Origin of the sequence: Bradyrhizobium sp. IC4060 (genome assembly GCF_020193715.1) — a bacterium.
Lineage (GTDB): Bacteria > Pseudomonadota > Alphaproteobacteria > Rhizobiales > Xanthobacteraceae > Bradyrhizobium > Bradyrhizobium yuanmingense.
On sequence record NZ_JADYVJ010000008.1, the window covers coordinates 1 to 25037 of the forward strand.

Below are 25037 nucleotides of genomic sequence, written 5' to 3' on the forward strand. Positions count from 1 at the left end.
GCCCGCCGCCGGCCGCCGCCGCGACCCCCGCCCCGGTTCAGACCGCCGATCCCTTTGGCCTCGAGACCATGCTCGAGTCGAAGAAGGTCGTGATGGTCAAGGGCACCGCCAATTGGGACTCCGCCTTCGACACGCTGATCGACGCCTTCAAGGCGTTGAACACGCTGCTCGACAAGCAGGGCATCAAGCCATCGGGCAATTCGATGATCGTCTACACATCGACGGACGATACCGGCTTCACCTTTCTTGCCCAGATCCCGGTCGATCAGGACCCGAAGAACCTGTCCAAGGACATGAGCATCGGCAAATCGCCTGAAGGCAAGGCGCTGAAATTCGTCCATCGCGGCTCCTACGACAACATGGACAATACGTATGAGGCGATCACCAATCATCTCGACGACAAGAGGCTGGAAGCCAAGGACACCTTCATCGAGGAGTACCTCACCGATCCCCTAAAGACGTCCGAGGACAAGCTCGTGATCAATGTTTTCGTGCCACTGAAGTGAGACTGATGAAAAAGCCTGCCCTACTCGCCGCCGCCCTCGCCGCCACGCTACTCGCCGCGCCCGCGCGCGCCGAGGATTTTCCCTCCGCAATCTCGGTGAGCGGCGAAGCCTCCGTGTCCGCGGCGCCCGATCTCGCGCAAATCGATGCCGGCGTCGCCAACGACGCCAAGACGGCGAAAGAGGCCTCCGATGCCAACAATGCCGCGATGGGCAAGGTGCTGCTGGCGCTGAAGGGCGCCGGGATCGCCGAGAAGGACTACCAGACCTCGCGGCTGTCGCTGCAGCCGCAATACGGCCAGAACAAATCCACCGGCGCCTCGCCGGTGGTCGGCTTCCGCGCCAGCAACCGCGTCACCGTCAAGATCCGCGACGTGACCAAGGTGGCCGGCATCATCGACACTCTGGTCAGCGCCGGCGCCAACGACATCGGCAATATCTCGTTCGAGGTGACGCAGGCGTCAAAGCTGCTCGATGATGCGCGCGAGCAGGCCGTTGCCGATGCGCGGCGCAAGGCGGAGATTTATGCGAAGGCTGCCGGCGTCACGCTGGGCGCGCCGCTCAGCGTCACCGAGGGCGGCGGCCCGGTGCCGCTGTTCAAGGGCCGCATGGCCGAACGGATGGCCGCAGCCCCACAGGCCGCCGTCGCGCCCGGCGAGGAGACGCTGACGGTGACGGTGAATGTGAGCTGGGCGATCAAGCAGGGGCAGTAGCCTCTTTCGTAAGAGGCGCATCGCCGCAACACCAATGGGCCGGCGACCCGATCATACGTCCGGCGGCAGGGGATGGCATTGTTGCCCGATCAATCATTCACGCTGATATCAGTAAAAAGAAACCCCGTCGGCGTCTTGGTAAAGACGAAGATGAGCTCGCCGCAGAAGACGAAGTAACTGTCGTTCTTATAGTCATCGCGATCGTAGACGGCCTTGCCGCGCTGGATACACGCGCGATTTTTCGCCGTGAACGAGGTCCGATAGGTCTTGGCGCCAAATTGCGCGGCGTCGCGAATTGCGTTGTCGTTCATGAACGGCAACCGTGTCATACCGGCGACGGCGGCGGAATCGTTTGCCTTCAGCGCCGCGCGAAACTTCTCGATGAAGCCATCGAATTCCTTCTGCAAGGCAGGAGAAGCGACGGCGTTCCTCGCCTGGGCGGCGGCCGGAGCAAGGTTCACGAGAGCGGTTGCAAGCACAATTCTCAGCAAAAATCCCACAGGCCGGCTTCATCCATCGATTAATAAAGGTCTTCCGACCAAAAGAAATCCATGGTGCTTTGTTGCGTCATGGGCTTTCTGGTTCAACGGCGCAGAACCGCACGCACCTGCCGCAATGGGAGCAAAGCGGACATTGCTTTCGTCGCATCAAGCCGCCGGGTTTATGGATACACGACCTAAATCTCCACCACCTGCCCCGGCAGCATCGCCACGAATCTTTCCTGCGGAATGTTCGCGGCATCCAGCGCCTCGACCAGCGCTGTCGCCGGCGCGTCGATCGCTTCGTCCGTCAGTTGGAACGTGCCGTGGTGATGCCCGAGCGCTTGCTCGGCGCCGCAATCGGCCAGCGCCTTCACCGCATCTTCGGGGTTCATGTGCTGGTCGCGCATGAACCAGCGCGGCTCGTAGGCGCCGATCGGGAGGATCGCCAAGCGCAGCTTGCCGTGCTTCTCGGCGACGCGGCGGAAATGGCGGCCATCGCCATAGCCGGAATCGCAGACCACGTAGATCTTCCCGGCCGGCGTCTCCAGGACAAAGCTCGCCCACAGCGCCTTGTTGCGGTCGAACAGGCCGCGCGCGGTCCAGTGCCTTGTCGGCACTAAATGCACCGCGACGCCTTCGCCGAGTTCGACGCGATCATGCCAGTCGAACGCCTCCACCTTGATGCCGGGATCCCAGCTGCGCATGGTGACGTCGTTGCCGAGCGGGGTGACCACGCGCGGGGCGAAATTCTTGGTGAGCCGCGACAGCGTCGCGATGTCGAGATGGTCGTAATGGCCGTGCGAGACCAGCACGACGTCGATCTTCGGCAGCTTCTCGAAGGCGATGCCGGGGTCGTTGTGCCGCTTCGGCCCGGCGAAGGCGACCGGCGAGACCCGCTCCGACCAGACCGGATCGACCAGGATGTTGAGGCCGCCGGCCTGGATCAGCCAGCTGGCATGACCGACGAAGGAGAGCCGCACCTTGTCGCCGTCAACGCGCGCTGGCGGGGTGTCGGCATGGGGACTGGGCGCCCAATCCGGCCAAGTCGCCCGCTGCCGCTTGCCGCCGAGCTGCCAGCGCAGCACCTCGCGCAGCGATTTCGGCGGCGCCCCGTCCGGATCGAAGAAGGTCAGGCCGTCGAAATGATCGGAGGCGGGGCCGTCATAGGTTTTCATGCTCGACATCCAGAGGGAGGGGACGCCGACCAGCGCACCGGTTCCGGCAAATAGTCCGAAAAGGCGGCGGCGGGTGATCGGCACGGCGGGCTTCTAGGGATGGTTGGAGGGGTAAGACATCACCGCCTATATGGGCGGGGCTGGCGGAAAAGGAACCTGCGACAAAAGGATCACGTTTTCAGAACCTTGCCTTACCAAGGGCGGGCCGACACCCTAACTTTCCTTGACTTTTGGGCGGGAGCGGCGTTTAACCCCGCCACTTTCTCGGAAAGGCTTTCTTTTCGACCCGCCGACCGGCCTCGAGGCCGGAGGTCAACGCCCGACAGCGCTGTGCGCCCTCGGGCGCAAAGGTGTTTGGAAGATGCTTATCCAGGAAGGTGTCATCGCCCGACTTGATCGGGCGATCCAGTATCCCAGAGGCGGCTCGGCTTGAACTGAGGTGCTGCGGCGTACTGGATGCCCCGCCTTCGCGGGGCATGACAGCGGTGAGTTACGGAGCGCTCTTCCCATCGGGAAGACAGCAACAGGACAACGGCATTGTTCGACAATCTGTCGGAACGGCTTGGTGGCATTCTCGATCGTCTGACGGGGCGCGGTGCGCTGACCGAAAAGGACGTCGACGCCGCGATGCGCGAGGTGCGCCGCGCGCTGCTGGAGGCCGACGTCGCGCTCGAAGTCGTCCGCAGCTTCACCGAGCGCGTCCGCGAGCAGGCGATCGGCGCCACCGTCGTCAAGTCGGTCACGCCCGGCCAGATGGTGGTCAAGATCGTCCATGACGAGCTGGTCAACACGCTGGGCGCCGAAGGCCAGACCATCGACGTCAATTCGGTGCCGCCGGTGCCGATCATGATGGTCGGCCTGCAGGGCTCCGGTAAGACCACCACCACCGCAAAGCTCGCCCGCCGCCTGGTCCAGCGCGACAAGCGCAAGGTGCTGATGGCCTCGCTCGACGTCTACCGCCCGGCGGCGATGGAGCAGCTGGCCGTGCTCGGCCGCGACCTCGACATTCCCACTTTGCCAATCGTTGCCGGCCAGCAGCCGCCGCAGATCGCCAAACGCGCGCTGGAAGCCGGCAAGCTCGGCGGCTACGACATCGTGCTGCTCGACACCGCCGGCCGCACCACGCTCGACGAAGAGATGATGGCAGAGGCGGCCGCGATCAAAGCCGCGGCCAATCCGCATGAAGTGCTGCTGGTTGCGGATTCGCTCACCGGCCAGGACGCCGTGAACCTCGCGCGCTCGTTCGATCAGCGCGTCGGCCTCACCGGCATCGTGCTCACACGCGTGGACGGCGACGGCCGCGGCGGCGCCGCGCTGTCGATGCGCGCCGTCACCGGCAAGCCGATCAAGCTGATCGGCACCGGCGAAAAGACCGACGCGCTGGAAGACTTCCACCCGGATCGTATCGCCGGCCGCATCCTCGGCATGGGCGACGTGGTGTCGCTGGTGGAGCGCGCCGCCGCCAATATCGACGCCGAGAAGGCCGCGCGCACCGCCGAGCGCATGCGCAAGGGTCAGTTCGACCTCAACGACATGCGCGAGCAGCTGCTGCAGATGGCCAATATGGGCGGCATCAGCGGGCTGATGGGCATGATGCCCGGCATCTCCAAGATGAAGAACCAGATCGCGGCCGCCGGCATCGACGACAAGATCCTGAAGCGTCAGGTCGCAATCATCGATTCCATGACGCGCGAGGAGCGGCGTCATCCGGACCTCTTGAAGGCCAGCCGCAAGAAGCGCATCGCGGCCGGCAGCGGCCAGAGCGTCGAGCACGTCAACAAGCTGCTGAAGATGCACCGGAACATGGCCGACGTGATGAAGGCCATGAGATCGGGCAAGCGCGGCCCGCTCGCCGGCATCGCGCAGGCGATGGGCTTCGGCGGCGGCATGAAGATGCCCTCGCCCGAAGAGATGAAGGCGCTGCAGGAGAAGATGCAAGGCGCGGGCGGCGGACAAGGCCTGCCGAATCTGCCGAAGGATCTGCCGCCCGGTCTTCGCCAAGGCCTACCGAACCTTCCGGGACTAACCGGGCTGAGCGGCAAGCCGACGCTGCCGGGCCTCGGCGGTTTCCCCGGCAAGAAGAAATGAGGAATTCGTCGCACGGGGATCATCAGCATCTCAGGCGACGCGGAATACCAATCGACCGAACAAAACGTACTTTGCAAAACCACACTTTCAAGGAGAACTGAATGTCCGTCGTTATCCGCCTCGCCCGTGCAGGCACCAAGAAGCGTCCCGTCTATCACGTCGTCGTCGCCGATTCGCGCTTTCCGCGCGATGGCCGCTTCATCGAGCGTCTCGGCCATTTCAATCCGCTGCTGCCGAAGGACAACGAGACCCGCCTCAAGCTCGACATGGACAAGGTGAAGGCCTGGCTCGCCAAGGGCGCGCAGCCGTCGGACCGCGTCGCGCGTTTCCTCGATGCCGCCGGCGTCAAGAAGCGCGAAGCGCGCAACAACCCTGAGAAGGCCGTGCCGCGCAAGGAGCGCAAGGCGCAGGCCGAAGCCGCCGCCAAGGCGTAAGGCCGGATCATGTCGGCGCTGGTCTGCGTCGCGCGGATCGGCGCCGCGCATGGTGTGCGCGGTGCGGTCAAGCTGTGGACCTTCACCGAGGATCCCTTTGCCGTCCGCCGCTACGGTCCGCTGTCGACCAAGGACGGCAGGCGCCAGTTCGAAATCGCGCAGGTGCGCGAGGCCAAAGATCATCTGGTCGCGACATTCAAGGGTGTCGTGACCCGCGATGAGGCCGAGCGCCTCAACGGCATCGAGCTCTACGTCGCGCGCGAAAAACTGCCCGCGACGGACGAGGACGAATATTACCACACCGATCTGATCGGGCTCGCCGCAGTCACAACTGATGGCGATGCGCTCGGCCGCGTGCTCGCGATCCATAATTTCGGCGCCGGCGACATCATCGAGATCGCGCCGCCCAAGGGCCCGACGATGCTGCTGCCGTTCTCCAACGCGGTGGTGCCGGAAGTCGACCTCAAAGGCGGCCGCGTCGTGATCGCGTTGCCGCAGGAGATCGAGGGCGACGCTCCATCCACGGGTCGTCCCGCCTAGTGCGCAAAGCGCACGGGGGCGGGGACCCATAACCACAGGCCGGAATTTTTCGCTAAGCTGATCGCTCCAGCTATCGCAAAACGGGCTGCGGTGGTTATGGGTCCCGGGCTCGCGCTTTGCGCGCCCCGGGACGACGAGATTAGGATGCAATGACCAATCCCTCACCCTGGCGCGCGACGGTGCTGACGCTGTTTCCGGAGATGTTTCCGGGGCCGCTCGGAGTGAGCCTCGCCGGCCGGGCGCTCGCGTCCGGGCTCTGGCAGATCGAGGCGCGCGACATCCGGGCGTCCGCGACCGACCGCCACCGCAGCGTCGACGACACCCCGGCCGGCGGTGGGCCGGGCATGGTGCTGCGGGCGGATGTTCTCGCCGCGGCGATCGATGCTGCCGAGATCGGGCAAGACCCGTCAAAAGCGCGGCCACGCCTGCTCATGAGCCCGCGGGGTCGGCCGTTGACCCAGGCACGGGTGGTCGAACTCGCCCGAGGCCCCGGCCCCCTGATCGTCTGCGGGCGGTTCGAGGGGGTGGACCAGCGGGTGATCGACGCGCGCGGCCTGGAGGAGGTCTCGATCGGCGATTACGTGCTGTCCGGGGGCGAAATCGCAGCTTTAGCCCTGATCGACGCCTGCGTCCGGCTGCTGCCGGGGGTGATGGGCAAGGAAGCCTCCGGAACCGAGGAAAGCTTTTCGGACGGCCTGCTGGAGTACCCCCAATACACCCGCCCGCAGCTGTTCGAGGGGGTTCCGATCCCTGCTGTCCTCACCTCCGGCGACCACGCCAAGGTGGCCGCCTGGCGGCGGGCCAAATCCGAGGCCCTGACGGCCGCCCGGCGCCCGGATTTGTGGGAAAAGGCCGCGAATCGGGGGAGCGGCCAAAAAACGCCAAAAACCAAGACAGACGGGTGACAAACGCTCCGGCTTGCCTTATAGGAGCGGCCAAATCCGCAATGGCTGGATAGACGAATTTTGCGCAGCCCCCCGTTTCCAGGGCTGGGCGCGCCGATGGAGATTTACCCATGAACCTGATCAAGCAGCTCGAGCAGGAGCAATTCGACAAGCTGTCGGCCGGCAAGGACATCCCGGAATTCGCCCCCGGCGACACCGTGATCGTCAACGTGAAGGTCGTCGAAGGCGACCGCACCCGCGTGCAGGCCTATGAGGGCGTCTGCATCGGCCGTTCCGGCGGTGGCCTCAACGAGAGCTTCACCGTGCGCAAGATCTCCTATGGCGAGGGCGTCGAGCGCGTGTTCCCGCTGCTCTCCCCGATGATCGACTCGATCAAGGTGGTGCGCCGCGGCAAGGTGCGTCGCGCCAAGCTCTATTATCTCCGCAATCTTCGCGGCAAGTCGGCCCGCATCGTCGAGAAGCAGGACCGCGCTGCTGCCGTCGGCGAGTAAGCTTTCGCCACCAGGCAGGTCTTTCGAAAGCGCGGGGCTCGGCTCCGCGCTTTTTTGTTGCGTCAGCCGTGCGCGTCAAAGCACTCGCGCTTCCAATTCGGCCTGCTATATATTCCTAGAATGTTTCCAGATCTAACCAGCTTCGCCCGCATCCAGCGCATCGTCATCGACGATCGCTCGCGGCTGCCTGGCCGGTTCTTCGGACGCTTCGCGACCTCGGCAACGTCAGAGCTTAGCCGCGCAGCCTGAAGGCTGCGCTGACGATTTTGTTGCCCGCGCGCTCTGCCGCGCTCATCGCTGACACACATTCTTTGGAGCTCGAGCTCATGTCCAAGCCGACCACCCTGTACGACAAGATCTGGAACGACCATCTGGTGCACGAAGCCGAGGACGGCACCTGCCTGCTCTATATCGACCGCCATCTGGTGCACGAAGTGACCTCGCCGCAGGCGTTCGAGGGCCTGCGCGCCACGGGGCGCAAGGTCCATGCGCCCGAGAAGACGCTCGCCGTCGTCGACCACAACGTGCCGACCACCGACCGCACCAAGCCGAATCCCGACCCTGAAAGCATCGAGCAGATCAAGGCGCTGGCCGAAAACGCCAAGGAGTTCGGCATCGAATATTACAACGAGTTCGACAAGCGCCAGGGCATCGTCCACGTCATCGGCCCCGAGCAGGGCTTTACGCTGCCCGGCACCACCATCGTCTGCGGTGACAGCCACACCTCGACGCATGGCGCGTTCGGCGCGCTCGCGCACGGCATCGGCACCAGCGAGGTCGAGCACGTGCTGGCGACGCAGACGCTGATCCAGAAGAAGGCCAAGAACATGCGCGTCACCGTCGACGGCAAATTGCCGGATGGCGTGACGGGCAAGGACATCATCCTGGCCATCATCGGAGAGATCGGCACCGCCGGCGGCACCGGCTACGTGCTGGAATATGCCGGCGAAGCGATCCGTGCGCTCTCGATGGAAGGCCGCATGACGGTCTGCAACATGTCGATCGAAGGCGGCGCGCGCGCTGGCCTCGTTGCGCCCGACCAGAAGGCGTTCGACTTCCTGCGTGATCGTCCGAAGGCTCCGAAGGGCGCGGCCTGGGACGCGGCGATGCGCTACTGGGAGAAGTTGCGCTCCGATGACGGCGCGCATTTCGACCACGAGCTGCGCCTCGATGCGGCAAAGCTGCCGCCGATCGTGACCTGGGGCACCTCGCCTGAAGACGTGATTTCTGTCACCGGTATCGTGCCCGATCCTGATAAGATCGCGGACGAGGCCAAGCGCATCTCCAAGCATCGCGCGCTGAAATATATGGGCCTGACGGCGGGCACCAAGATCACCGACATCAAGCTCGACCGCGTCTTCATCGGCTCCTGCACCAACGGCCGCATCGAGGACCTGCGGGCCGCGGCGAAGATCGCCGAGGGCAAGACCGTGTCGGCGAACGTCAATGCCATGGTCGTGCCGGGCTCCGGCATCGTGAAGGAGCAAGCCGAAGCCGAGGGTCTGGACAAGATCTTCATCAAGGCCGGCTTCGAATGGCGCGAGCCGGGCTGCTCGATGTGCCTTGCCATGAACCCGGACAAGCTGAAGCCGGAAGAGCGCTGCGCCTCGACCTCGAACCGCAATTTCGAAGGCCGCCAGGGTTTTAAGGGCCGCACCCATCTGGTGTCGCCGGCGATGGCGGCAGCGGCGGCGATCGCGGGCCACTTCGTCGACGTCAGGGACTGGCGCTAAGCTGGTCCCTGCAATCTGATGCGGTGGAAAGCTTCGTCGTGGAAGCTGAAGGATTGGCTCTAACCAGTCTCTCCGTCATGCCCGGGCTCGTCCCGGGCATCCACGAACTCTCTGCACAAGCCCCAAGAACGTGGATGGCCGGGACATAGGCGAGCGGAAGCGACGCCGTCCTTCGGACGGCTATGCCCGGCCATGACGAATGCAGAGCCAGCAATCCACTCACGTCACCAATAGCGGTACGGATAGTGCCACCGCGGCCAGTGGCAGACGCGGCGCGGACCGTAATAGGTCCAGATGATCCGGCAGCGGCGCGGATAAGAGTAGGAAGGATAGTAGCCGCCGACATAATAGGGCCGGTAGAAGTGACGATGCCGGAAATGGGGGCGGTGATGGCCCCAGTGCCGGTGGACCCCGCCATATCCGCCGTGGCGAAAGCCGCCATGGCGATGGATGCCGACATGTCTGTGGTGAAAGGCCGGCGCGGCGCGGAAGCCACCGCCGTGGAAACCGCGGCCGATATGCCCGCCGCCGCCGCGAAAACCGCCGCCGTGAAAATGCCCGCCGCCATGTCCGCCGTGCCCGCCACGGCGAACCTGCGTGACGAGATCGTCGGTCGCGGCCTTCGTCATCGGCGACGTCGCCGGATTGATCAAGGTGAGCGCTTCAGCGCGGCGCGCGCTGCCGGCCGACAGCATCAGCGTCGCGGCGGCCGCAAGCCCGAGCAGGCGCATCGGGCCAGCCCGGCGGCCAAACATTCTCAGCATGGAATCCTCCCTGAATCCGGACGGCAGAGCTGCGACGTCTCGGCCGCGCATTGCCGTTCAATTGCGGTCGCTCCCGAGATCAAGTTGCGGACAGCGATGTGAACGCGCCATGAATGAACGAGGCACAGCGCCGCGCTGCGACGCCGTGCCTCGCGCGATCGCAAAGCCGACGGTCCAAGGCGGCGCCTTACCAGAAGGGCCCATAGGTGAAGACGAACGGCGCCGGCACGCCATAGGGATAGGGACGATAATGGACAGGGCGCGCGTAGTAGCGCGGATCGCGGCGTATGGCAGGCCGTGCGATGTCATAGGTTCGCGCGTGTCGTCGCACATCGAAAACCGCGATCCCCGCCGACGCCTCCGGGACCGTCGCCCTTGGCGCGGCGGACGCGCGAGGCAGCCCAGTGGCCAGCGCGACGGCAAAGGCCCATGCGATCCATCTCGCCATCACACCCTCACGAGGTCGCCGCGAAGTCAGCCCCGGCGCCAGTAGCAGCTCACGCGCGGCACGATCACCGTGCCGCTTGGCCGGTACTCCTGCACATAGGTGGCATTGCAGACCCGGACCGCGTCGGGGCCGGGATTGTAGCGGGGATAGACGCCGTCCGGGCTGTAATAGGGCGTGATGCGCAGGCGCGGCCGCTTGCGCGGCGGGGGGACATCGTCCGGCGAGACCAGTTGGGCCATCCGGATTTCGGAACTGGCGGCCTGCGCCTCGGCGCCGATGCAAAGCTGCGAAAACAACCCCATGCACAGTAGAGTCAGCGCTGTTTTCGCTCGCATTTTTCCGCCCACCCTGAACCGTCCCATCGATCGCCCCACGCTCCCCGTTTTGGCGGCGCCCGTCAACCTCGCCGCGCTTATAAAGCCAGATGCATCAGCGGGAAACCCGCGCTAAGAGGTGCTCATGTGGACGGAATTGAAAGCCCCTTCGCTGGCCGAAATGGAAGCGATGGCTCACGACGTGTTCGAGCGCCTGCCGGCGGAATTTCGCAAGCTTTGCGCGGGCGTGATCGTCCGCGTCGACGACTTCCCGACCGAGGAGGTCCTGGACGAGATGGAATGCGAGAGCGAGTTCGACCTGCTCGGCCTGTTCCAGGGCGTCGGCCTGCCCCAGCAGAGCTTTGGCGACGTGGCACGGCTGCCCAACATGGTCTGGCTCTACCGCCGCCCGATCCTGGATTATTGGGCCGAGCACGACGAAAGCCTCGGCCACATCGTCCGCCATGTCCTGATCCACGAGATCGGCCACCATTTTGGTCTGTCGGACGACGATATGGCCGCGATCGAGGCTAAGGCGGAGTAGGACGCTCTCGGTCCACCTCTCCCCCACCGGGGAGAGGTGAAATTCCGATGCCGCGCCAGTTCGGCTTCAAACCCCCTACGGCAGATTAGATCTGCCGAATTCGGCCTAGGATTTCCGGCCCGATCGCGATAAATAGCCGGTTCCCTGAACCACGTGCGGGAAAGCGCAACCATGGACAAGTTCACCACGCTGGAAGGCGTCGCGGCGCCGCTGAAGATCATCAATGTCGACACCGACATGATCATTCCGAAGCAGTACCTCAAGACCATCAAGCGCACCGGCCTTGGCAAGGGGCTCTTCTCCGAGCAGCGCTACAAGGACGACGGCAGCGAGAATCCGGACTTCGTGCTCAACCAGCCCGCCTATCGCAATGCGAAGGTGCTGGTCGCCGGCGACAATTTCGGCTGCGGCTCGAGCCGCGAGCACGCGCCCTGGGCGCTGCTCGACTTCGGCATCCGCTGCGTGATCTCGACCTCGTTCGGCGACATCTTCTACAACAATTGCTTCAAGAACGGCATTCTGCCGATCCGCGTGTCGCAGGAAGACCTCGACAAGCTGTTCGACGATGCCGAGCGCGGCGCCAATGCGACGCTGACGATCGACCTGCCGAACCAGGAGATCCGCGGCCCCGACGGCGGCAAGGTCAAGTTCGAGATCGACCCGTTCCGCAAGCACTGCCTGATCAACGGCCTCGACGACATCGGCCTCACCATGGAGAAGAAGGCCTCGATCGACTCCTATGAGGACAAGCTCAAGCGCGAACGCGCCTGGGCCTGATCGCAAGTTTTTGTTGAGCCCCGGTGCCGCAAGCGCCGGGGCTTTTTCTTTGTTCTGATTATCCCTTATGACTTCCCGCATGCTGCCCGAGATCGTCACCTTCTGGCATGGCCCGATGGATGCGCTGCGCCAGACCTGTCTGCGCTCGCAACTGGCTGCCGGGCACAAGGTCACGGTCTACAGCTTCGACACTATTCCCGGATTGCCGGCCGGCGTCGCGAATGCCGAGGCCGAGGCGATCCTGCCGCATGCGTTCTCCGAACGCCTGCGGCCGCCGCAGCCGGACGGCAGCTGGCGCGACTGGACCATTCTGCAATTCAGCGACTTCTTCCGCATGAAGCTGATGGCAAAGGGCCTCGGCCTCTGGTTAGATGCCGACGTGCTGCTGTTGAGGCCGGTCGAGATCGATCCGGCAAAACCCTACTTCGCCTGGGAGCGGCCGCGCCAGCTCGGCAATTCCGTGCTCTATCTGCCGCCCGCGCACGGCATCGTTGCCGCCTTCGAAGAGCTGATGGAGCAGGAGGAGCTGACGCCGAACTGGCTGTCCGTGCGCCATCGCATCACCTTCATGATGCGCCGCCTGCGCGGCGGCTCGAACCGGCTCGCCGATATTCGCGTCGCGATCTACGGGCCCGCGGCGCTCACCGCGCTCGCGCGCCGTGCCGGCGAGCTGCAGAACGCATTGCCGAAGCAATCGTTCTACGCCGTGCATGCCGAGCCAAAGCTGTTCTTCGATCCCTCGAGCTATCTTGGCCTGGTCACCGACCCCGCCATCATCGGCCTGCACATCTCGCCGAAGGGACGCGGCGGCGAGAAGCCGATTCCCGGCAGCCTGTATGCCTGGGCGGCGGAGCGGTTCAGGTAGCTCTCCTTTACCTTGAACGATCACACAGCAGCGTAAGAGGTCGTCATGCCCGGGCTCGTCCCGCCTGCGCGGCCGAAGCCGCTTCGGCGAGGCGAAGGCCCGGGCATCCACGTTCTTTGCACTGCCCAGCAAGGCGTGGATGGCCGGGTCAAGCCCGGCCAGGACGATGTGGAAGGACTTACGCTCTCCTTACGATCACATCGTGCCCATCCCAGACACGCTGCAGCGCGTCCGGGACACGAGAGCCATGTCCTTACCGCATTCCCTGTTTGATCCAGCGCAACGCGCTTCTGCATCATTGTGCTTATCTCGCTCCAATTCCGACCGTCCGAATGGAGCTTTCCATGAGCACCGCAACCAGGCCCTACCCCATCGTCCAGGATCTCATCGAGTCCTTCGCGAACTGGGTGAAGCACCGCCGCGAGATCAACGAAATGCGGCAGCTCGACCGCGCCGATTTCGACCGGATCGCCAATGATCTCAGGATCGCGCCGGACGATCTGGAGGAGCTGGTCCGTCATGGCCGGCACGCCGCCGACGAGCTGCCGAAGATGCTCGAACAGCTCGGCATCAGCACTGAGGCGCTCGGCCGCGCGCAGCCGCTGCTGCTCCGCGACCTCGAGCGGGTCTGCTCGCTCTGCAATCACAAGGGACAGTGCGACCGCGATCTCACTGAGGGCACCGCCGCGGAGAATTACCATGGCTATTGCGCCAACGCCTCGACCCTGGAGACGCTCGAGCGTGCCGACCTCGTGCCGCGGTGAGGCATTGCGCTACTCGATCCATTTCGGCGCGTAAGCCATTCCTTGGCTTTGCGCCGTATCGTGATTGATCCAGATTTCGGCGTTCTCGACGCGTAGCAGCTCGACCACCTTGGCCATCGACGCAACCGTCGCCTGCGGGTCGGCATTGAACGACGGCACGCGCATGTGCCGGAGGTTCTCCCGGTTGTGCGCGACGTCACCGCTCAGCAGCACGGCGCCGCGCCGCGGCAGCTTCACCAGCAGCGAGCAATGCCCGGGAGTATGGCCGGGCGTGAAGATCATGCGCACCGCGCCGTCGCCAAATAGGTCGTGGTCGCCATCGACAATCTCGAAAGGCCGCTCCTGCAACGCCTCGTAGTGCGGCAGTGAGTAGCCGAACTCGTCGGGGTCAGGTCCGAACATGGCTTCGAACTCGGCCCGTTGAGCGATCCATCTTGCGTTTTCGAACAGGTCGACATTTCCGATATGATCGAAATGCGCGTGAGAGAGGAGGATGGTGCCGATATCGCGGGGCCGCACCCCGATTTCATCCAATTGGTCCGCGAGAGGCCGGCGCACGATGCCGCGTATGCCGTGTGCGATGATGCGCCCTTCCGGATACTTCGCCAGCTCATCCGCTATTCCCGTATCCCAGATCAGCCACTCACCGCGGTGACGAATGAGATAGGCATTGCAGCTCAACGTCATGGGAATGCCGACATTGATGCCGGGAGAATAGATCGAACCGTCTTCGACCTCAGCAATGCCTCCGTCGAGGATGTAGATCCGGTCGATCGTCGCCATGTGAGAACTCTTCAAGCCGCCGATTCGACGCGCCGCTTCGCCTCGCGCATGTCGCGCCCAGGCGGCATGCCGAACAATCGGCAATATTCCCGCGTAAACTGCGTAACGCTTTCGTAGCCGACCCGATGAGAGGCGGTCGCGATGCTCGCGCCATCGGCCAGCATGGTGCGGCGCGCCTCGATCAGACGCAACTGCTTCTGGAACTGAAGCGGGGTCAGCGACGTGATGCTGCGAAAGTGCAGGTGAAAGGCCGAGTGGCTCATCCCCGCGGCCTTGGCGAGCCGGTCGACACGCAAAGGCTTGGCATAGTCGGCGCGAATGATCGCAACCGCACGGCCGATCCGCTGCGCATGGCTGTCGGCCATACCGAGCGCCCTGATGGCACCACCGTGCCGACCGGCCAATAGCCAATAATGCAGCTCCCGCAGCACTTGGCTCTGGAGGATCGAGGCGGACGAGGGCCGATCGATCAGGCGCAACAACCGCAGCGCCGCATCGCTCACATCCCGCTCCGCTGGCTCGACCCGAAGCGGCTGCGACGGAACATAAGGCGCGGCCCCCATCTCGACGACCAGCCCCTCGATGACGATGGGATCGAGCTCGACGACGAGCGACAAATAGGGCACCGCGGCTGTGGCGCGCGTGATCTGGCTGACCGTCGGCACGTCGCTCGAGATCACCAGCGAATCGCCCGCACCCAGGTCGAACGACGTGGCGCCGACCGCAACACGCTTGGCACCTTGCAGCACCAAAGCGACCAGCGGCTTGGAGATCGCAAATTGGAGCGCGCTCGGCGCGGTCTCACGAATGATCGAGATGCCGGCGAAAGGCGTGGACGCAAGGCCTTTGCCGTCGGCGTGAGCTGCGGCGTAACGGCTGGCGATCTGGAGCAGCGTTTCGGTCACGGGCCCAATCTAGGCCGCGCCATGCATGCGGGCAATTGCCGAGGGGCGATCGGGCAAGAAGACGGGAGTTTCAGGCAAGGCTGCCGCCGGCCGCATTCCTGGAGGATTGGGCAAGACGATCACAGGATCCGGCAACATCGGATGCTCGATCACAGGCAGAAAGGCCCCACCGAAACTTCACGAGGAAGCCTCAAATGCCCACCATTTCGCTCGTCACCGGCGCCAGCCGGGGCCTTGGCCGCAATACCGCAATCGCCATCGCGCGTCACGGCGGCGACGTCATCGTGACCTATCGCAGCGGCGCCGCCGCCGCCCGCGAGGTCGTCACCGAGATCGAGGCGCTCGGCCGAAAAGCGGTCGCGCTCCAGCTCGACGTCACCTCCGTATCGACCTTTCCGGCGTTCGCCGCAAAAGTCGCGTCGGCGCTGGCGGAGCATTGGCACGCCGACAAGTTCGATCATCTCGTCAACAATGCCGGCCAGGGCGAAATGGCCGCCATAGCCGAGACGACGGAGCAGCAGTTCGACGCGCTCTTCGACACCCATGTCAAAGGGCCGTTCTTTCTGACGCAGGCCTTGCTGCCGCTGCTTGGCGACAATGGCCGGATCGTCAACTTCTCGAGCGGGCTGACGCGCGTGTCTTTCCCCGGCTTCTCGGCCTATGCCGCCGCCAAGGGCGCCATCGAGGTTCTGACCGTCTACATGGCAAAGGAGTTCGGCGAACGCGGCATCACCGCCAACGTCGTAGCGCCGGGCGCGATCGAGACCGACTTCCTCGGCGGCGCCGTCCGCGACATGCCGGATTTGAACAAGCAGTTCGCGCAAATGACCGCGCTTGGCCGCGTCGGTGTGCCCGACGACATCGGGCCGATGGTCGCGAGCCTGCTCGGTCCGGAGAATCGCTGGGTTACGGCCCAGCGCATCGAGGTGTCCGGCGGCCAGACGATCTGAGTGCGGCGGCATTGGCGCACTCCGTCGCGAGGCGACGGAGTGTGCGAGCCCTCAGCCCTTCCGCATCACCGCGATCGCATCCGCGATTTCGTCACCGCTACCGTCACCGAGAAAGACCGGACCATCTGCCGGACCGCTGATGGCAGCGTACAGCAGAGCTTTCGCTTGTGCGCATCGTCGGATGGCAACGGGCGTAAATAGTATGACTGTTTGCGCGGCGAGGATGCGGGGAAAGCTCACCGCAAATATCCGTGCTTGATCTCGATTATTAGCTCTGTTTGGATCGCTGCCGTTCCGCAATCCGCATTTCGGATAATCATGGCGAATGAAAGAGATGATTCCCGTCGTTCGTTGGGTGCTCGTTCAACAGAGGACACCGTGACTGCCCACCGCAAGGGCATCGGGAATCGGCTATTGGCGGCGCTGCCGCCGGCGGATCTCGCTTTGCTGACGCCCCACTTCCAGAAGGTCTCGTTCGAACCCGATGCCGTCCTGGTGCGATCGGGCGACGAACTCGACCCTGTCTATTTTCCCCATAGCGGCGCGATCGCCTTCATGCTCGATATGCCGGACGGGCAAACGGTCGCGACCAGCTTGATGGGACGCGAAGGCGCTTTGGCCTCGTTCTCCGTGCTCGGCCCCTCGCCTTCATCCGTGACCGCGATTGCCCGCACAGCCGGCACTGCATCGGTGATTTCCGCCGCCAAATTTCGCGCTGCCCATGCGCAAAGCGCAGCGATCAGGAATGTCGTGCAGGTCCACGCCCGCGCCGTGTTGCTGCAGCTCCAGCATGTCGCCGCTTGCAACGCGCTGCACCGGGTGGATGGCCGCATGGCGCGGTGGCTCCTGCAGCTTCACGACCGCGTTCCCGAGGACCTGCTTCCGGTGACGCAGGAGGCGCTGGCGCAACTGGTTGGGGTCCGGCGGACGACGGTGACTTTGACGATGAGCAAGCTACGCGAGGCCGGCGCCATCCCGTCCGAGCGGCGCGGGTTTGTCGAGATCCATCGGTCGCGGCTCGAGAGGATCGCATGCGATTGCTATGCGCTCATGCAGCGCACGATCGATCGAATGTATTGCCAGGAATTGGCGGCGCCCCAGCCTGCCGATGCGCGATTCCGGCAAAGCGCCATCGCCGCCTCCCACGGAGCAGGCGGTGAATTCAAAGCCGTTTCGCGGGCGGGACGATAGAGTGCAAAACCTGCGGCGCGTGGAGAAGTGGATCTCGCGCCTCAGCCCTTCCCCATCGCAGCGATCGCGTCCGCAATCGCGATCGTGCGCCGGGCCATGTCGGCGTGCAGGCGCTCCACCATCGCACCATCGAGGCGGATCGCGCCGCGCGAGGCGTTCTCCGGCAGTTCGAACGCCGCGATGATTTTTCGCGCGCGGGCGACTTCCTCCTCCGGCGGGGTGAAGATGGCGTTGCAAGCGTCGATCTGGGAGGGGTGGATCAGCGTCTTGCCGTCGAAGCCGAGATCGCGGCCTTGCGCGCATTCGGTGGCGAAACCGTCGGAATTTGCGATGTCGCTGTAGGGGCCGTCGAGGATCTCGAGGCCGTGCGCGCGGCTCGCCAGGATGCAATGGGTGATCATCGGGATCATCGCGGCGCGGCCCGGCAGCATCCGGATCCGCGTCTCGCGCGAGATGTCGTTCGGGCCGAACACGAAGCCCGAGAGACGGCGCGAAGGATCGCGGCCGGCGGCGGCCAGTTCCTCGGCATGCAGCACGGCGCGCGCGGTCTCGATCATGGCCCAGACTTTGACGGTCGGCGCGGCGCCGAGCTCGGCCAGCTTGCGGCCGATGGCGTCGAGATCCTCGACGCTTGAAACTTTTGGAACCAGGATGCCGTCCGGCGAGGCCTTGGCGGCCATGGCGGCGTCATCTGGCCACCAGGGCGTATCGAGGCCGTTGGTCCGGATCAGGACCTCGCGCCTGCCAAAACCCTTGGCGGCGATCGCCGCCGCAATGCCGTCGCGCGCCGCCGCCTTGGCCTCCGGGGCGACGGAATCCTCGAGATCGAGGATCAGGCCGTCGGCGGCGAGATTGCGCGCCTTTTCCAGCGCGCGCGGGTTGGAGCCGGGCATGAACAGATGGCTGCGGCGCGGGCGGGTCATGCTGGCGTTCCTTCCTGGTCTGTCGTCCCCCAGCCGATAGCATTTGGCCTGCCCATTCGAAAGGCTTGTCGGCCTTGGCGGTATGTGATTAGGCATGGGCCATGACGACATTCCCGACGCACTTGCTGGAAGGCTACAAGGCCTTCGCCACCCAGCGGCTGCCGACCGAGCAGAACCGCTATCGTGAGCTCTCGGTCAAAGGGCAGTCGCCTGAGACCATGGTGATCGGCTGCTGCGACTCCCGGGTCTCCCCCGAGGTGATCTTCGACGCGGGGCCGGGCGAGCTCTTCGTCGTCCGCAACATCGCCAATCTGGTGCCGACTTATCAGCCTGACGAAGGCGCTCACGGCGTCTCGGCAGCGCTGGAGTTTGCGGTGACAGTGCTGAAGGTGAAGCACATCGTGGTGCTCGGCCACGCCCAATGCGGCGGCATCCGTGCCTTCATCGACAAGATCGAGCCGCTCACGCCCGGCGATTTCATCGGCCGCTGGATGCAGATGTTCATCAAGCCGGGCGAGGTTGTGGAGCAGCGCGAGCACGAGACCATGGCGCAATTCGTCGAGCGCATCGAGAAGGCCGCCGTGTTCCGCAGCCTGGAAAACCTGATGACCTTCCCGTTCGTCCGCAAGGCCGTGGAGAGCGGCCGGATGCAGACCCACGGCGCCTATTTCGGCGTGGCGGAGGGATCGCTGTTCGTGCTGGACAAGGCGACCAAGGAATTCAGGAACGCACGCGAGGGATAATCCTGCCCACCCAGCGAAATGCGGGGCTATCGCATATGATTTGTGGCAGCGGCCTGCGCGCACGCCTCGTCCTTCGAGACGGCGCTTACGCGCCTCCTCAGGATGAGGCTAATCAGCGTCAGTGCTCCTTGAAACTGTTGCCGCGCACTCCGCCCTCATCCTGAGGAGCCCGCCCAAGCGGGCGTCTCGATGGATGGCCGCAGGGAAAAACTCTCAAAGCGATAGCCCTCCTTGCGCAATAGGGCATATCGGAAGTGCAAATCCTGCCTGACGAATGGCGGACAGGCGCCTGGTTCGCTAGAGTGTTCTCCATTCGCCACTCGCCATTTGCTCCATCATGCTGATCCTTGCCATCGATACTGCGCTCGAAGCCTGCGCGGCCGCCGTTCTCGACACCGACGCCGGCGAGCTCCTCGCACGGGAATCGCAGCTGATGAAGCGCGGCCATGCCGAGGCGCTGATGCCGATGATCGCGCGCGTGATGCAATCGGCCGGCCTTTCCTTCACCTCGCTCGACCGCATCGCCGTCACGGTCGGGCCCGGCAGCTTCACCGGCCTGCGCGTCGGCATCTCGGCGGCGCGGGGCCTTGCGCTTGCGGCGAAACGGCCGGCGGTCGGGCTGACGACGCTGTCGGCCTATGCCGCTGGGGTCGTCGCCAAGAGCGGAACGGTGCCGGTGATCTCTGCGATCGATGCGCGGCACGATCACGTCTATTTCCAGATCGTCGCCGGCGATGGCAGCCAGCTGGTGCGGCCGGCTGTCGCCTCCATCGACGCGGCGATCGCGGCCTCGCAATTCGGCGCGCCGCATCTGGTCGGCAATGCCGCCGGGATCCTCGCAGGTCGCTGGCCGAAGGACGGACCGCAACCCATCGCGGTCGACGCGCAGCCCGCGCCCGACATCAGTTGGGTCGCCTGGCTCGGCGCGGCGGCCAATCCCGACACCACACCAGCGCGGCCGTTCTATCTGAAAGCGCCCGACGCCAAGCCGGCGGCATCGACGCCGCTCGCAGCACAAGCCGCGACCTCATGATGGGATGGCTGTCGGAGTGGTGGCGCGGCGGCACCGCCGCCGTCGAGCCCGCGACCATGCGCGATGCCGCGCGCCTCGCGCAGCTTCACGGCGCCTCGTTCGCGCACGGCTGGGGCGAAGGCGAGTTCGAGAGCATGATGAGCGAGCGCAACACGCTGGTGCATCGCTTGCGGCTCGGCCGCAAGACGATCGGCTTTGCGGTGTCGCGGATCGGCGCGGACGAAGCGGAGATTCTCTCGATCGCGGTGGACGGGGCTTATCGCGGCCGCGGCCTCTCCCGCACGCTGCTGATGACCCATCTCGGCCACCTCGCCGGGCGCGGCGTACGCACCATATTTCTGGAAGTGGAGGAGAACAACCAGCCGGCGCGGCGGCTTTACGATCGAGCCGGATTCGTGGTGGTCGGACGCCGCGATCGCTACTATAAGCAGCCCAACGGGGAACAATTGAACGCCCTTCTGATGCGGCGTGACTTGTCGTAACATCGGCGGCAGAAAGCGCCCGCCCAGGCAGACAACGCTATGACCACACTGAAACATTCTTCTGCGTCCAAGGCATCCGAGATCGAGGCGCGCTGTGCCGCAACGGGCATGCGCATGACCGAGCAGCGCCGCGTCATCGCCCGCGTGCTGGCGGAGGCGGCCGATCACCCCGATGTCGAGGAACTGTACCGGCGCTGCGTTGCGGTTGACGACAAGATCTCGATCTCGACGGTCTATCGCACCGTGAAGCTGTTCGAGGACGCCGGCATCATCGAACGCCACGATTTCCGCGAGGGCCGCGCGCGCTACGAGCAGATGCGCGACAGCCATCACGACCACCTCATCAACCTGCGCGACGGCAAGGTGATCGAGTTCACCTCCGAGGAGATCGAAAAGCTGCAGGCGGAGATCGCCCGCAAGCTCGGCTATCGTCTGGTCGATCACCGGCTCGAGCTCTATTGCGTCCCGCTCGACGACGACAAGCCGACGAATTGATGAACAGTTCTTTCGGCGATCTTTCTTCACCTCTCCCCGTCGGGGAGAGGTGGTACCACCTGCGCGGCACCAGAGTGCCCGACCAAGTAAGGCTCTGATGCCCATCGATCTCATCATCTTCGATTGCGACGGCGTGCTCGTGGACAGCGAGGTGATCTCCTGCCGGGCGCATGCGGACGTGCTGACGCGCCACGGCTATCCGATCACGTCGGAGCAGGTGTTCGCGCGCTTCCTCGGCCGCTCGACAAAGCAGGCCAATCTCGAGATCGAGACCGAGCTCGGCCGCAAGCTGCCCGAGGCCTATCACGGCGATCTCCAGGACGAGCTGTTTCGCGCATTCGAAGCCGACCTCGAAGCGATCCGCGGCATCCACGATGTGCTGGATGTCGTCACGCAAGCCGTCTGCGTCGCCTCGAGCGGCTCGCATCAGCGGATGCGCGTGAGCCTCGGGAGCACCGGGCTCTACGAGCGCCTCGCGCCAAACATCTTCTCGGCCTCGCAGGTGAAGAACGGCAAGCCGGCGCCAGACCTGTTCCTGTTCGCGGCGAGCCAAATGGGCGTGCCGCCCGAGCGCTGCGTCGTGATCGAGGACAGTCTGGCCGGCATCGCCGGCGCCCGCGCCGCCGGCATGACGGTTTTCGGCTTTTACGGGGGCAGCCATTGCCGCGACGGCTATGCGGAAACTTTGCGCCTGGCCGGCGCCGACCTGCTCTTTGCCGACATGCATCAGCTGCCCGAGCTGGTCCGGCGGGTCGCGGCGGACGCTCTGGCGGGCTGATGTTGCCTCGAACCGTCATTCCGGGGCACGCGCGACGCGCGTGAACCCGGAATCTCGCAGTAAAACTCTGGATTCCGGGTTCGCAACTGCGTCGCGCCCCGGAATGACAGGCGGAAATGGCTCCATTCGCTGGATTTTCGGCCCTGCAGCCTATATCTGAGGGCCGTCCTCCAGCTCCATTTCGGGTTCCATGACGCCGCCGCGCAAGCTGCACATCAAATCATATGGCTGCCAGATGAACGTCTACGATGCCCAGCGCATGGTGGACACGCTGGCCCCGGAAGGATTCGTGGAGACGGCGAGCGCGGAGGATGCCGACCTCGTCATCCTCAACACCTGCCATATCCGCGAGAAGGCCTCGGAGAAGGTCTATTCCGAGCTCGGCCGGCTACGCGTCGCCAAGGACGAGGCCGCGCGTGCAGGCCGCGCGATGCAGATCGCGGTGGCGGGCTGCGTGGCGCAGGCCGAGGGCGAGGAGATCGTGCGGCGCGCGCCTGTCGTCGACGTCGTGGTGGGACCGCAGAGCTATCATCATCTGCCGGAGCTGTTGAAGCGCGCCGAGGGCGAAGGCCGCGCGATCGAGACCGAATTTCCCGCCGCGGACAAGTTCGGCTTCCTGGCCCAGCCGAAGCCGGACGCGATCCGCGCGCGTGGCATTTCCGCCTTCGTCACGGTGCAGGAAGGCTGCGACAAGTTCTGCACCTTCTGCGTCGTGCCCTATACGCGCGGCGCAGAGGTGTCGCGCCCCGTCGCGAAGATCGTCGAGGACGTGAAGCGGCTCGCTGACAACGGCGTGCGCGAGCTCACGCTGATCGGGCAGAACGTCAACGCCTATCACGGCGACGGACCGGACGGAAAAACCTGGCCGCTCGGCCGGCTGCTCGAACATCTGGCGGCGATTCCCGGCATCGCGCGGCTGCGCTATTCGACCAGCCACCCCCGCGATGTCGACGACAGCCTGATCGCGGCCCATCGCGACCTCGGTGCCCTGATGCCGTTCGTGCACCTGCCGGTGCAGTCGGGCTCGGACCGCATTTTGGCGGCCATGAACCGCAAACATACCGCCGATGATTACCGGCGGGTCATCGACCGTTTTCGTACCGCACGCCAAGACATTGCTTTTTCATCGGATTTCATCGTCGGCTTCCCCGGCGAGAGCGAGCAAGATTTTCTCGCCACCCTCGCGCTTGTCACGCAAATCGGCTACGCTGCGGCCTATTCGTTCAAATACTCCGCCCGGCCGGGAACGCCGGCCGCGGATATGCAGGAGACGGTGTCCCCCGCCGAGATGGACCAGCGATTGGAGCGGCTCCAGGAACTGATCGACAGCCAGCAATCGGCCTTCAACAAGGCCGCGATTGGCTCAACGGTCGACGTGCTGTTCGAGCGTCCGGCGCGCAAGGAGGGCCAGATCGTGGGCCGCACCGCCTACCTCCAGCCCGCCCACGTAATGGCCGCGCCCGACATCATTGGACAGATCCTGCCTGTCAGAATCGACAGCCTCGAGCGCTACAGTTTTCTCGGCGAGCTCGTGATGCCGCGCAAGGCGCGCGAGCCCGCTTTATCGCAAGCCAGTGGAGCCTGAACCCTTGCCCAAAAGCGCATCGGATTCGTCTTCGTTCGCTCCCAGCCGCAAATTTGACCGCGACATGCAAGTTCCGCCCGAGACCCAGGTCGTCATCGACTTCGACGACAACCGCGCCGCTTCCGCGCTGGTCGGCCCCTACGGCCAGCACCTGGCGCAGATCGAGCGGCGGCTCGGCGTCATCGTCGATTCCAAGGGCAACCACATCACCATCGGCGGCACCCGCGACGGCTGCGACGCTGCGCGCCGCGTGCTGGAGATGCTCTACGCGCAGGCCGCGAAGGGGCACGATCTCGACCAGGGCGAGGTCGAGGGCGCGATCCGCGCCGTGATCGCGCAGGGCTCGCTGTTCGAGTTCGACGCCAAATCGGCCAAATCGATCTTCGACAGCATCAACTTGCGCAAGCGTCCGGTGCGGGCGCGCACCGCCGCGCAGGATTCCTACATCCGCGCGCTGAAGCGGCACGAGCTGGTGTTCGGCATCGGCCCCGCCGGCACCGGCAAGACCTGGCTCGCCGTCGCGCATGCCGCGCAGCTGTTCGAGCGCAAGGAGGTCGACAAGATCATCCTGTCGCGCCCGGCGGTGGAAGCCGGCGAGCGGCTCGGCTTTTTGCCCGGCGATCTCCGCGAGAAGGTCGATCCTTATCTGCGGCCGATCTATGATGCGCTCTACGACCTCATGGATGCGCGCATCGTCGAGCGCGCGCTGCAGACCGGCGAGATCGAGATCGCGCCGCTCGCCTTCATGCGCGGCCGCACGCTGACCAACGCCGCCATCATCCTGGACGAGGCCCAGAACACCACGTCGATGCAGATGAAGATGTTCCTGACGCGTCTCGGCGAGAACAGCCGCATGATCGTGACGGGCGATCCCTCGCAGATCGACCTGCCGAACGGCCAGACCTCGGGCCTGGCCGAGGCGACCCGCCTCCTGAGCGGCGTCGAGGGCATCGCCCAGGTTCATTTCAAGGCGGAGGACGTGATCCGCCACGAGCTCGTGGCGCGGATCGTCGCCGCCTATGAAGGGCCGCCGCAGCGGCCGGCCACCGGTCAATCCTGACGAGGCAGCACCGGACCAAACAGGGCGCGAGCACGGCACCCTTCGTCCGAGACAACACAATGTCCCATTCCAACCTTCCCATGACCGAGGTCCTCGTCGTCGCCGATTGCTGGCAGCGCGAGCCCGATTCCGAAGCCGTGATCCAGCGCGCACTGGCGGCGGCCGCCGAGAGCGTCGACGAAGACGTTGCCGACGCCGAAGTGGCCGTGATGCTGACCGATGATGCCGGCATCCGCACGCTCAACAGCAACTGGCGCGGCATCGACAAGCCGACCAACGTGCTGTCGTTCCCGGCGCTGCAGCCGGAGGGCGCGTGGAAGCCGGGCGATGCCCCGCGCATGCTCGGCGATATCGCAATCGCCTACGAGACCATGCGGCGCGAGGCGGACGAGGAGCACAAGCCGTTCGACCATCATCTGAGCCACCTCGCCGTGCACGGCTTCCTGCACCTGATCGGCTACGACCACGAGAACGAGGGCGACGCCGAGGAGATGGAAGCGCTCGAAACCGAGATCCTCGCCCATCTCGGCATCCCCGATCCCTATGCCGACCGCCCGGGGACGCACTGA

At 65.0% G+C, this 25037-nt stretch carries 31 protein-coding genes; 22 read left to right on the forward strand and 9 right to left on the reverse strand.

The window, feature by feature from the left end; genetic code table 11:
• Both I6F16_RS23930 and I6F16_RS23935 read left to right on the forward strand, forming a co-directional pair.
• On the forward strand, positions 1-506 hold a 506-nt coding region (locus I6F16_RS23930; protein ID WP_225113770.1), incomplete at its 5' end, for a GyrI-like domain-containing protein.
• Between the two features lie 5 nt (positions 507-511).
• Entirely contained in the window at positions 512-1216 is a 705-nt protein-coding gene (locus I6F16_RS23935; protein ID WP_225113771.1) for an SIMPL domain-containing protein, read from the forward strand.
• A gap of 89 nt (positions 1217-1305) precedes the next feature.
• Here I6F16_RS23935 and I6F16_RS23940 read toward each other — a convergent pair whose 3' ends face one another.
• Positions 1306-1716 carry a hypothetical protein gene (locus I6F16_RS23940; protein ID WP_225113772.1) on the reverse strand — a complete coding sequence of 137 codons (411 nt, stop codon included), beginning with the start codon at positions 1714-1716 and terminating at the stop codon, positions 1306-1308.
• A 176-nt stretch (positions 1717-1892) separates the two neighbouring features.
• The gene (locus I6F16_RS23945) at positions 1893-2957 is read right to left on the reverse strand and encodes an MBL fold metallo-hydrolase (RefSeq protein ID WP_225113773.1); all 1065 of its coding nucleotides are present in this window, start codon (positions 2955-2957) and stop codon (positions 1893-1895) included.
• Between the two features lie 453 nt (positions 2958-3410).
• On the opposite strand from I6F16_RS23945, the gene ffh reads away from it, so the two are divergent.
• The 6 genes from ffh to leuC all read left to right on the forward strand — a co-directional run bounded on the left by ffh (position 3411) and on the right by leuC (position 9064).
• Positions 3411-4961, forward strand: coding sequence for a signal recognition particle protein (gene ffh, locus I6F16_RS23950; protein ID WP_225113774.1), 1551 nt, complete (start codon positions 3411-3413; stop codon positions 4959-4961).
• 101 nt (positions 4962-5062) lie between these two features.
• The gene (gene rpsP, locus I6F16_RS23955; RefSeq protein WP_025032875.1) at positions 5063-5395 is read left to right on the forward strand and encodes a 30S ribosomal protein S16; all 333 of its coding nucleotides are present in this window, start codon (positions 5063-5065) and stop codon (positions 5393-5395) included.
• Positions 5396-5401: 6 nt separating this feature from the next.
• Positions 5402-5935 carry a ribosome maturation factor RimM gene (gene rimM / locus I6F16_RS23960; protein ID WP_225113829.1) on the forward strand — a complete coding sequence of 178 codons (534 nt, stop codon included), beginning with the start codon at positions 5402-5404 and terminating at the stop codon, positions 5933-5935.
• Positions 5936-6084: 149 nt separating this feature from the next.
• Complete coding sequence (trmD, locus tag I6F16_RS23965) at positions 6085-6840, forward strand: tRNA (guanosine(37)-N1)-methyltransferase TrmD (RefSeq protein ID WP_225113775.1); 756 nt, start codon at positions 6085-6087, stop codon at positions 6838-6840.
• Between the two features lie 110 nt (positions 6841-6950).
• Positions 6951-7331, forward strand: coding sequence for a 50S ribosomal protein L19 (gene rplS / locus I6F16_RS23970; RefSeq protein WP_036008895.1), 381 nt, complete (start codon positions 6951-6953; stop codon positions 7329-7331).
• A gap of 326 nt (positions 7332-7657) precedes the next feature.
• Complete coding sequence (leuC, locus tag I6F16_RS23975; RefSeq protein WP_036024581.1) at positions 7658-9064, forward strand: 3-isopropylmalate dehydratase large subunit; 1407 nt, start codon at positions 7658-7660, stop codon at positions 9062-9064.
• A gap of 224 nt (positions 9065-9288) precedes the next feature.
• Here the strand turns inward: leuC and I6F16_RS23980 are convergent, their stop codons facing one another.
• From I6F16_RS23980 to I6F16_RS23990, 3 genes are all read right to left on the reverse strand, one after another.
• The gene (locus I6F16_RS23980) at positions 9289-9828 is read right to left on the reverse strand and encodes a hypothetical protein (RefSeq protein WP_225113776.1); all 540 of its coding nucleotides are present in this window, start codon (positions 9826-9828) and stop codon (positions 9289-9291) included.
• Between the two features lie 187 nt (positions 9829-10015).
• A complete protein-coding gene (locus tag I6F16_RS23985; RefSeq protein ID WP_225113777.1) occupies positions 10016-10276 on the reverse strand; it encodes a hypothetical protein in 261 nt (86 codons plus the stop codon).
• A 26-nt stretch (positions 10277-10302) separates the two neighbouring features.
• Positions 10303-10578 carry a hypothetical protein gene (locus tag I6F16_RS23990; RefSeq protein WP_225113830.1) on the reverse strand — a complete coding sequence of 92 codons (276 nt, stop codon included), beginning with the start codon at positions 10576-10578 and terminating at the stop codon, positions 10303-10305.
• A gap of 157 nt (positions 10579-10735) precedes the next feature.
• Here I6F16_RS23990 and I6F16_RS23995 point away from each other — a divergent pair, with 157 nt between their 5' ends.
• The 4 genes from I6F16_RS23995 to I6F16_RS24010 all read left to right on the forward strand — a co-directional run bounded on the left by I6F16_RS23995 (position 10736) and on the right by I6F16_RS24010 (position 13540).
• Complete coding sequence (locus I6F16_RS23995) at positions 10736-11134, forward strand: metallopeptidase family protein (RefSeq protein ID WP_036008911.1); 399 nt, start codon at positions 10736-10738, stop codon at positions 11132-11134.
• A 171-nt stretch (positions 11135-11305) separates the two neighbouring features.
• Positions 11306-11911 carry a 3-isopropylmalate dehydratase small subunit gene (gene leuD, locus I6F16_RS24000; protein WP_027573022.1) on the forward strand — a complete coding sequence of 202 codons (606 nt, stop codon included), beginning with the start codon at positions 11306-11308 and terminating at the stop codon, positions 11909-11911.
• A 79-nt stretch (positions 11912-11990) separates the two neighbouring features.
• Positions 11991-12776: a hypothetical protein gene (locus I6F16_RS24005; RefSeq protein ID WP_036040796.1), complete on the forward strand. Its 786-nt coding sequence runs from the start codon at positions 11991-11993 to the stop codon at positions 12774-12776.
• 344 nt (positions 12777-13120) lie between these two features.
• Positions 13121-13540 (forward strand): hypothetical protein, encoded by a 420-nt coding sequence (locus tag I6F16_RS24010; protein WP_109145541.1) that lies wholly within the window; start codon positions 13121-13123, stop codon positions 13538-13540.
• Between the two features lie 9 nt (positions 13541-13549).
• On the opposite strand, the gene I6F16_RS24015 is transcribed toward I6F16_RS24010, so the two are convergent.
• Entirely contained in the window at positions 13550-14323 is a 774-nt protein-coding gene (locus I6F16_RS24015; RefSeq protein ID WP_109141842.1) for an N-acyl homoserine lactonase family protein, read from the reverse strand.
• Between the two features lie 11 nt (positions 14324-14334).
• Positions 14335-15228 (reverse strand): AraC family transcriptional regulator, encoded by an 894-nt coding sequence (locus tag I6F16_RS24020; RefSeq protein WP_036040800.1) that lies wholly within the window; start codon positions 15226-15228, stop codon positions 14335-14337.
• A gap of 194 nt (positions 15229-15422) precedes the next feature.
• On the opposite strand from I6F16_RS24020, the gene I6F16_RS24025 reads away from it, so the two are divergent.
• Positions 15423-16178 (forward strand): SDR family oxidoreductase, encoded by a 756-nt coding sequence (locus I6F16_RS24025; protein ID WP_225113778.1) that lies wholly within the window; start codon positions 15423-15425, stop codon positions 16176-16178.
• 51 nt (positions 16179-16229) lie between these two features.
• Here the strand turns inward: I6F16_RS24025 and I6F16_RS24030 are convergent, their stop codons facing one another.
• Entirely contained in the window at positions 16230-16418 is a 189-nt protein-coding gene (locus I6F16_RS24030; RefSeq protein ID WP_225113779.1) for a hypothetical protein, read from the reverse strand.
• A 138-nt stretch (positions 16419-16556) separates the two neighbouring features.
• Here I6F16_RS24030 and I6F16_RS24035 point away from each other — a divergent pair, with 138 nt between their 5' ends.
• Complete coding sequence (locus tag I6F16_RS24035) at positions 16557-17369, forward strand: Crp/Fnr family transcriptional regulator (protein WP_036024531.1); 813 nt, start codon at positions 16557-16559, stop codon at positions 17367-17369.
• Between the two features lie 41 nt (positions 17370-17410).
• On the opposite strand, the gene I6F16_RS24040 is transcribed toward I6F16_RS24035, so the two are convergent.
• Complete coding sequence (locus I6F16_RS24040) at positions 17411-18292, reverse strand: CoA ester lyase (protein ID WP_036008938.1); 882 nt, start codon at positions 18290-18292, stop codon at positions 17411-17413.
• A gap of 101 nt (positions 18293-18393) precedes the next feature.
• Here I6F16_RS24040 and I6F16_RS24045 point away from each other — a divergent pair, with 101 nt between their 5' ends.
• From I6F16_RS24045 to ybeY, 8 genes are all read left to right on the forward strand, one after another.
• Entirely contained in the window at positions 18394-19035 is a 642-nt protein-coding gene (locus I6F16_RS24045; RefSeq protein ID WP_036008941.1) for a carbonic anhydrase, read from the forward strand.
• 337 nt (positions 19036-19372) lie between these two features.
• Positions 19373-20068 carry a tRNA (adenosine(37)-N6)-threonylcarbamoyltransferase complex dimerization subunit type 1 TsaB gene (tsaB, locus tag I6F16_RS24050; RefSeq protein WP_225113780.1) on the forward strand — a complete coding sequence of 232 codons (696 nt, stop codon included), beginning with the start codon at positions 19373-19375 and terminating at the stop codon, positions 20066-20068.
• Positions 20065-20550: a ribosomal protein S18-alanine N-acetyltransferase gene (gene rimI / locus I6F16_RS24055; protein ID WP_036008947.1), complete on the forward strand. Its 486-nt coding sequence runs from the start codon at positions 20065-20067 to the stop codon at positions 20548-20550. Before tsaB ends, rimI begins: the two co-directional genes overlap by 4 nt.
• 39 nt (positions 20551-20589) lie before the next feature.
• On the forward strand, positions 20590-21045 hold the full coding sequence (locus tag I6F16_RS24060) for a Fur family transcriptional regulator (RefSeq protein ID WP_225113781.1): 456 nt from the start codon (positions 20590-20592) through the stop codon (positions 21043-21045).
• A 97-nt stretch (positions 21046-21142) separates the two neighbouring features.
• Entirely contained in the window at positions 21143-21823 is a 681-nt protein-coding gene (locus I6F16_RS24065; protein ID WP_036008953.1) for an HAD family hydrolase, read from the forward strand.
• A 190-nt stretch (positions 21824-22013) separates the two neighbouring features.
• On the forward strand, positions 22014-23408 hold the full coding sequence (gene miaB, locus I6F16_RS24070; RefSeq protein ID WP_225128081.1) for a tRNA (N6-isopentenyl adenosine(37)-C2)-methylthiotransferase MiaB: 1395 nt from the start codon (positions 22014-22016) through the stop codon (positions 23406-23408).
• 64 nt (positions 23409-23472) lie between these two features.
• Positions 23473-24468: a PhoH family protein gene (locus I6F16_RS24075; RefSeq protein WP_225113783.1), complete on the forward strand. Its 996-nt coding sequence runs from the start codon at positions 23473-23475 to the stop codon at positions 24466-24468.
• Positions 24469-24527: 59 nt separating this feature from the next.
• The gene (ybeY, locus tag I6F16_RS24080) at positions 24528-25037 is read left to right on the forward strand and encodes an rRNA maturation RNase YbeY (RefSeq protein WP_036008983.1); all 510 of its coding nucleotides are present in this window, start codon (positions 24528-24530) and stop codon (positions 25035-25037) included.

Excerpts from the sequence above, each read along its gene's own strand:
- I6F16_RS23935 (WP_225113771.1), top strand. The coding sequence starts at position 512 with ATGAAAAAGCCTGCCCTACTCGCCGCCGCCCTCGCCGCCACGCTACTC.
- rpsP (WP_025032875.1), top strand. The coding sequence starts at position 5,063 with ATGTCCGTCGTTATCCGCCTCGCCCGTGCAGGCACCAAGAAGCGTCCC.
- trmD (WP_225113775.1), top strand. The coding sequence starts at position 6,085 with ATGACCAATCCCTCACCCTGGCGCGCGACGGTGCTGACGCTGTTTCCG.
- rplS (WP_036008895.1), top strand. The coding sequence starts at position 6,951 with ATGAACCTGATCAAGCAGCTCGAGCAGGAGCAATTCGACAAGCTGTCG.
- leuC (WP_036024581.1), top strand. The coding sequence starts at position 7,658 with ATGTCCAAGCCGACCACCCTGTACGACAAGATCTGGAACGACCATCTG.
- I6F16_RS23980 (WP_225113776.1), bottom strand. The coding sequence starts at position 9,828 with ATGCTGAGAATGTTTGGCCGCCGGGCTGGCCCGATGCGCCTGCTCGGG.
- I6F16_RS23985 (WP_225113777.1), bottom strand. The coding sequence starts at position 10,276 with ATGGCGAGATGGATCGCATGGGCCTTTGCCGTCGCGCTGGCCACTGGG.
- I6F16_RS23990 (WP_225113830.1), bottom strand. The coding sequence starts at position 10,578 with ATGGGGTTGTTTTCGCAGCTTTGCATCGGCGCCGAGGCGCAGGCCGCC.
- I6F16_RS23995 (WP_036008911.1), top strand. The coding sequence starts at position 10,736 with ATGTGGACGGAATTGAAAGCCCCTTCGCTGGCCGAAATGGAAGCGATG.
- leuD (WP_027573022.1), top strand. The coding sequence starts at position 11,306 with ATGGACAAGTTCACCACGCTGGAAGGCGTCGCGGCGCCGCTGAAGATC.
- I6F16_RS24005 (WP_036040796.1), top strand. The coding sequence starts at position 11,991 with ATGCTGCCCGAGATCGTCACCTTCTGGCATGGCCCGATGGATGCGCTG.
- I6F16_RS24010 (WP_109145541.1), top strand. The coding sequence starts at position 13,121 with ATGAGCACCGCAACCAGGCCCTACCCCATCGTCCAGGATCTCATCGAG.
- I6F16_RS24015 (WP_109141842.1), bottom strand. The coding sequence starts at position 14,323 with ATGGCGACGATCGACCGGATCTACATCCTCGACGGAGGCATTGCTGAG.
- I6F16_RS24025 (WP_225113778.1), top strand. The coding sequence starts at position 15,423 with ATGCCCACCATTTCGCTCGTCACCGGCGCCAGCCGGGGCCTTGGCCGC.
- I6F16_RS24040 (WP_036008938.1), bottom strand. The coding sequence starts at position 18,292 with ATGACCCGCCCGCGCCGCAGCCATCTGTTCATGCCCGGCTCCAACCCG.
- I6F16_RS24045 (WP_036008941.1), top strand. The coding sequence starts at position 18,394 with ATGACGACATTCCCGACGCACTTGCTGGAAGGCTACAAGGCCTTCGCC.
- tsaB (WP_225113780.1), top strand. The coding sequence starts at position 19,373 with ATGCTGATCCTTGCCATCGATACTGCGCTCGAAGCCTGCGCGGCCGCC.
- rimI (WP_036008947.1), top strand. The coding sequence starts at position 20,065 with ATGATGGGATGGCTGTCGGAGTGGTGGCGCGGCGGCACCGCCGCCGTC.
- I6F16_RS24060 (WP_225113781.1), top strand. The coding sequence starts at position 20,590 with ATGACCACACTGAAACATTCTTCTGCGTCCAAGGCATCCGAGATCGAG.
- I6F16_RS24065 (WP_036008953.1), top strand. The coding sequence starts at position 21,143 with ATGCCCATCGATCTCATCATCTTCGATTGCGACGGCGTGCTCGTGGAC.
- miaB (WP_225128081.1), top strand. The coding sequence starts at position 22,014 with ATGACGCCGCCGCGCAAGCTGCACATCAAATCATATGGCTGCCAGATG.
- I6F16_RS24075 (WP_225113783.1), top strand. The coding sequence starts at position 23,473 with ATGCAAGTTCCGCCCGAGACCCAGGTCGTCATCGACTTCGACGACAAC.
- ybeY (WP_036008983.1), top strand. The coding sequence starts at position 24,528 with ATGTCCCATTCCAACCTTCCCATGACCGAGGTCCTCGTCGTCGCCGAT.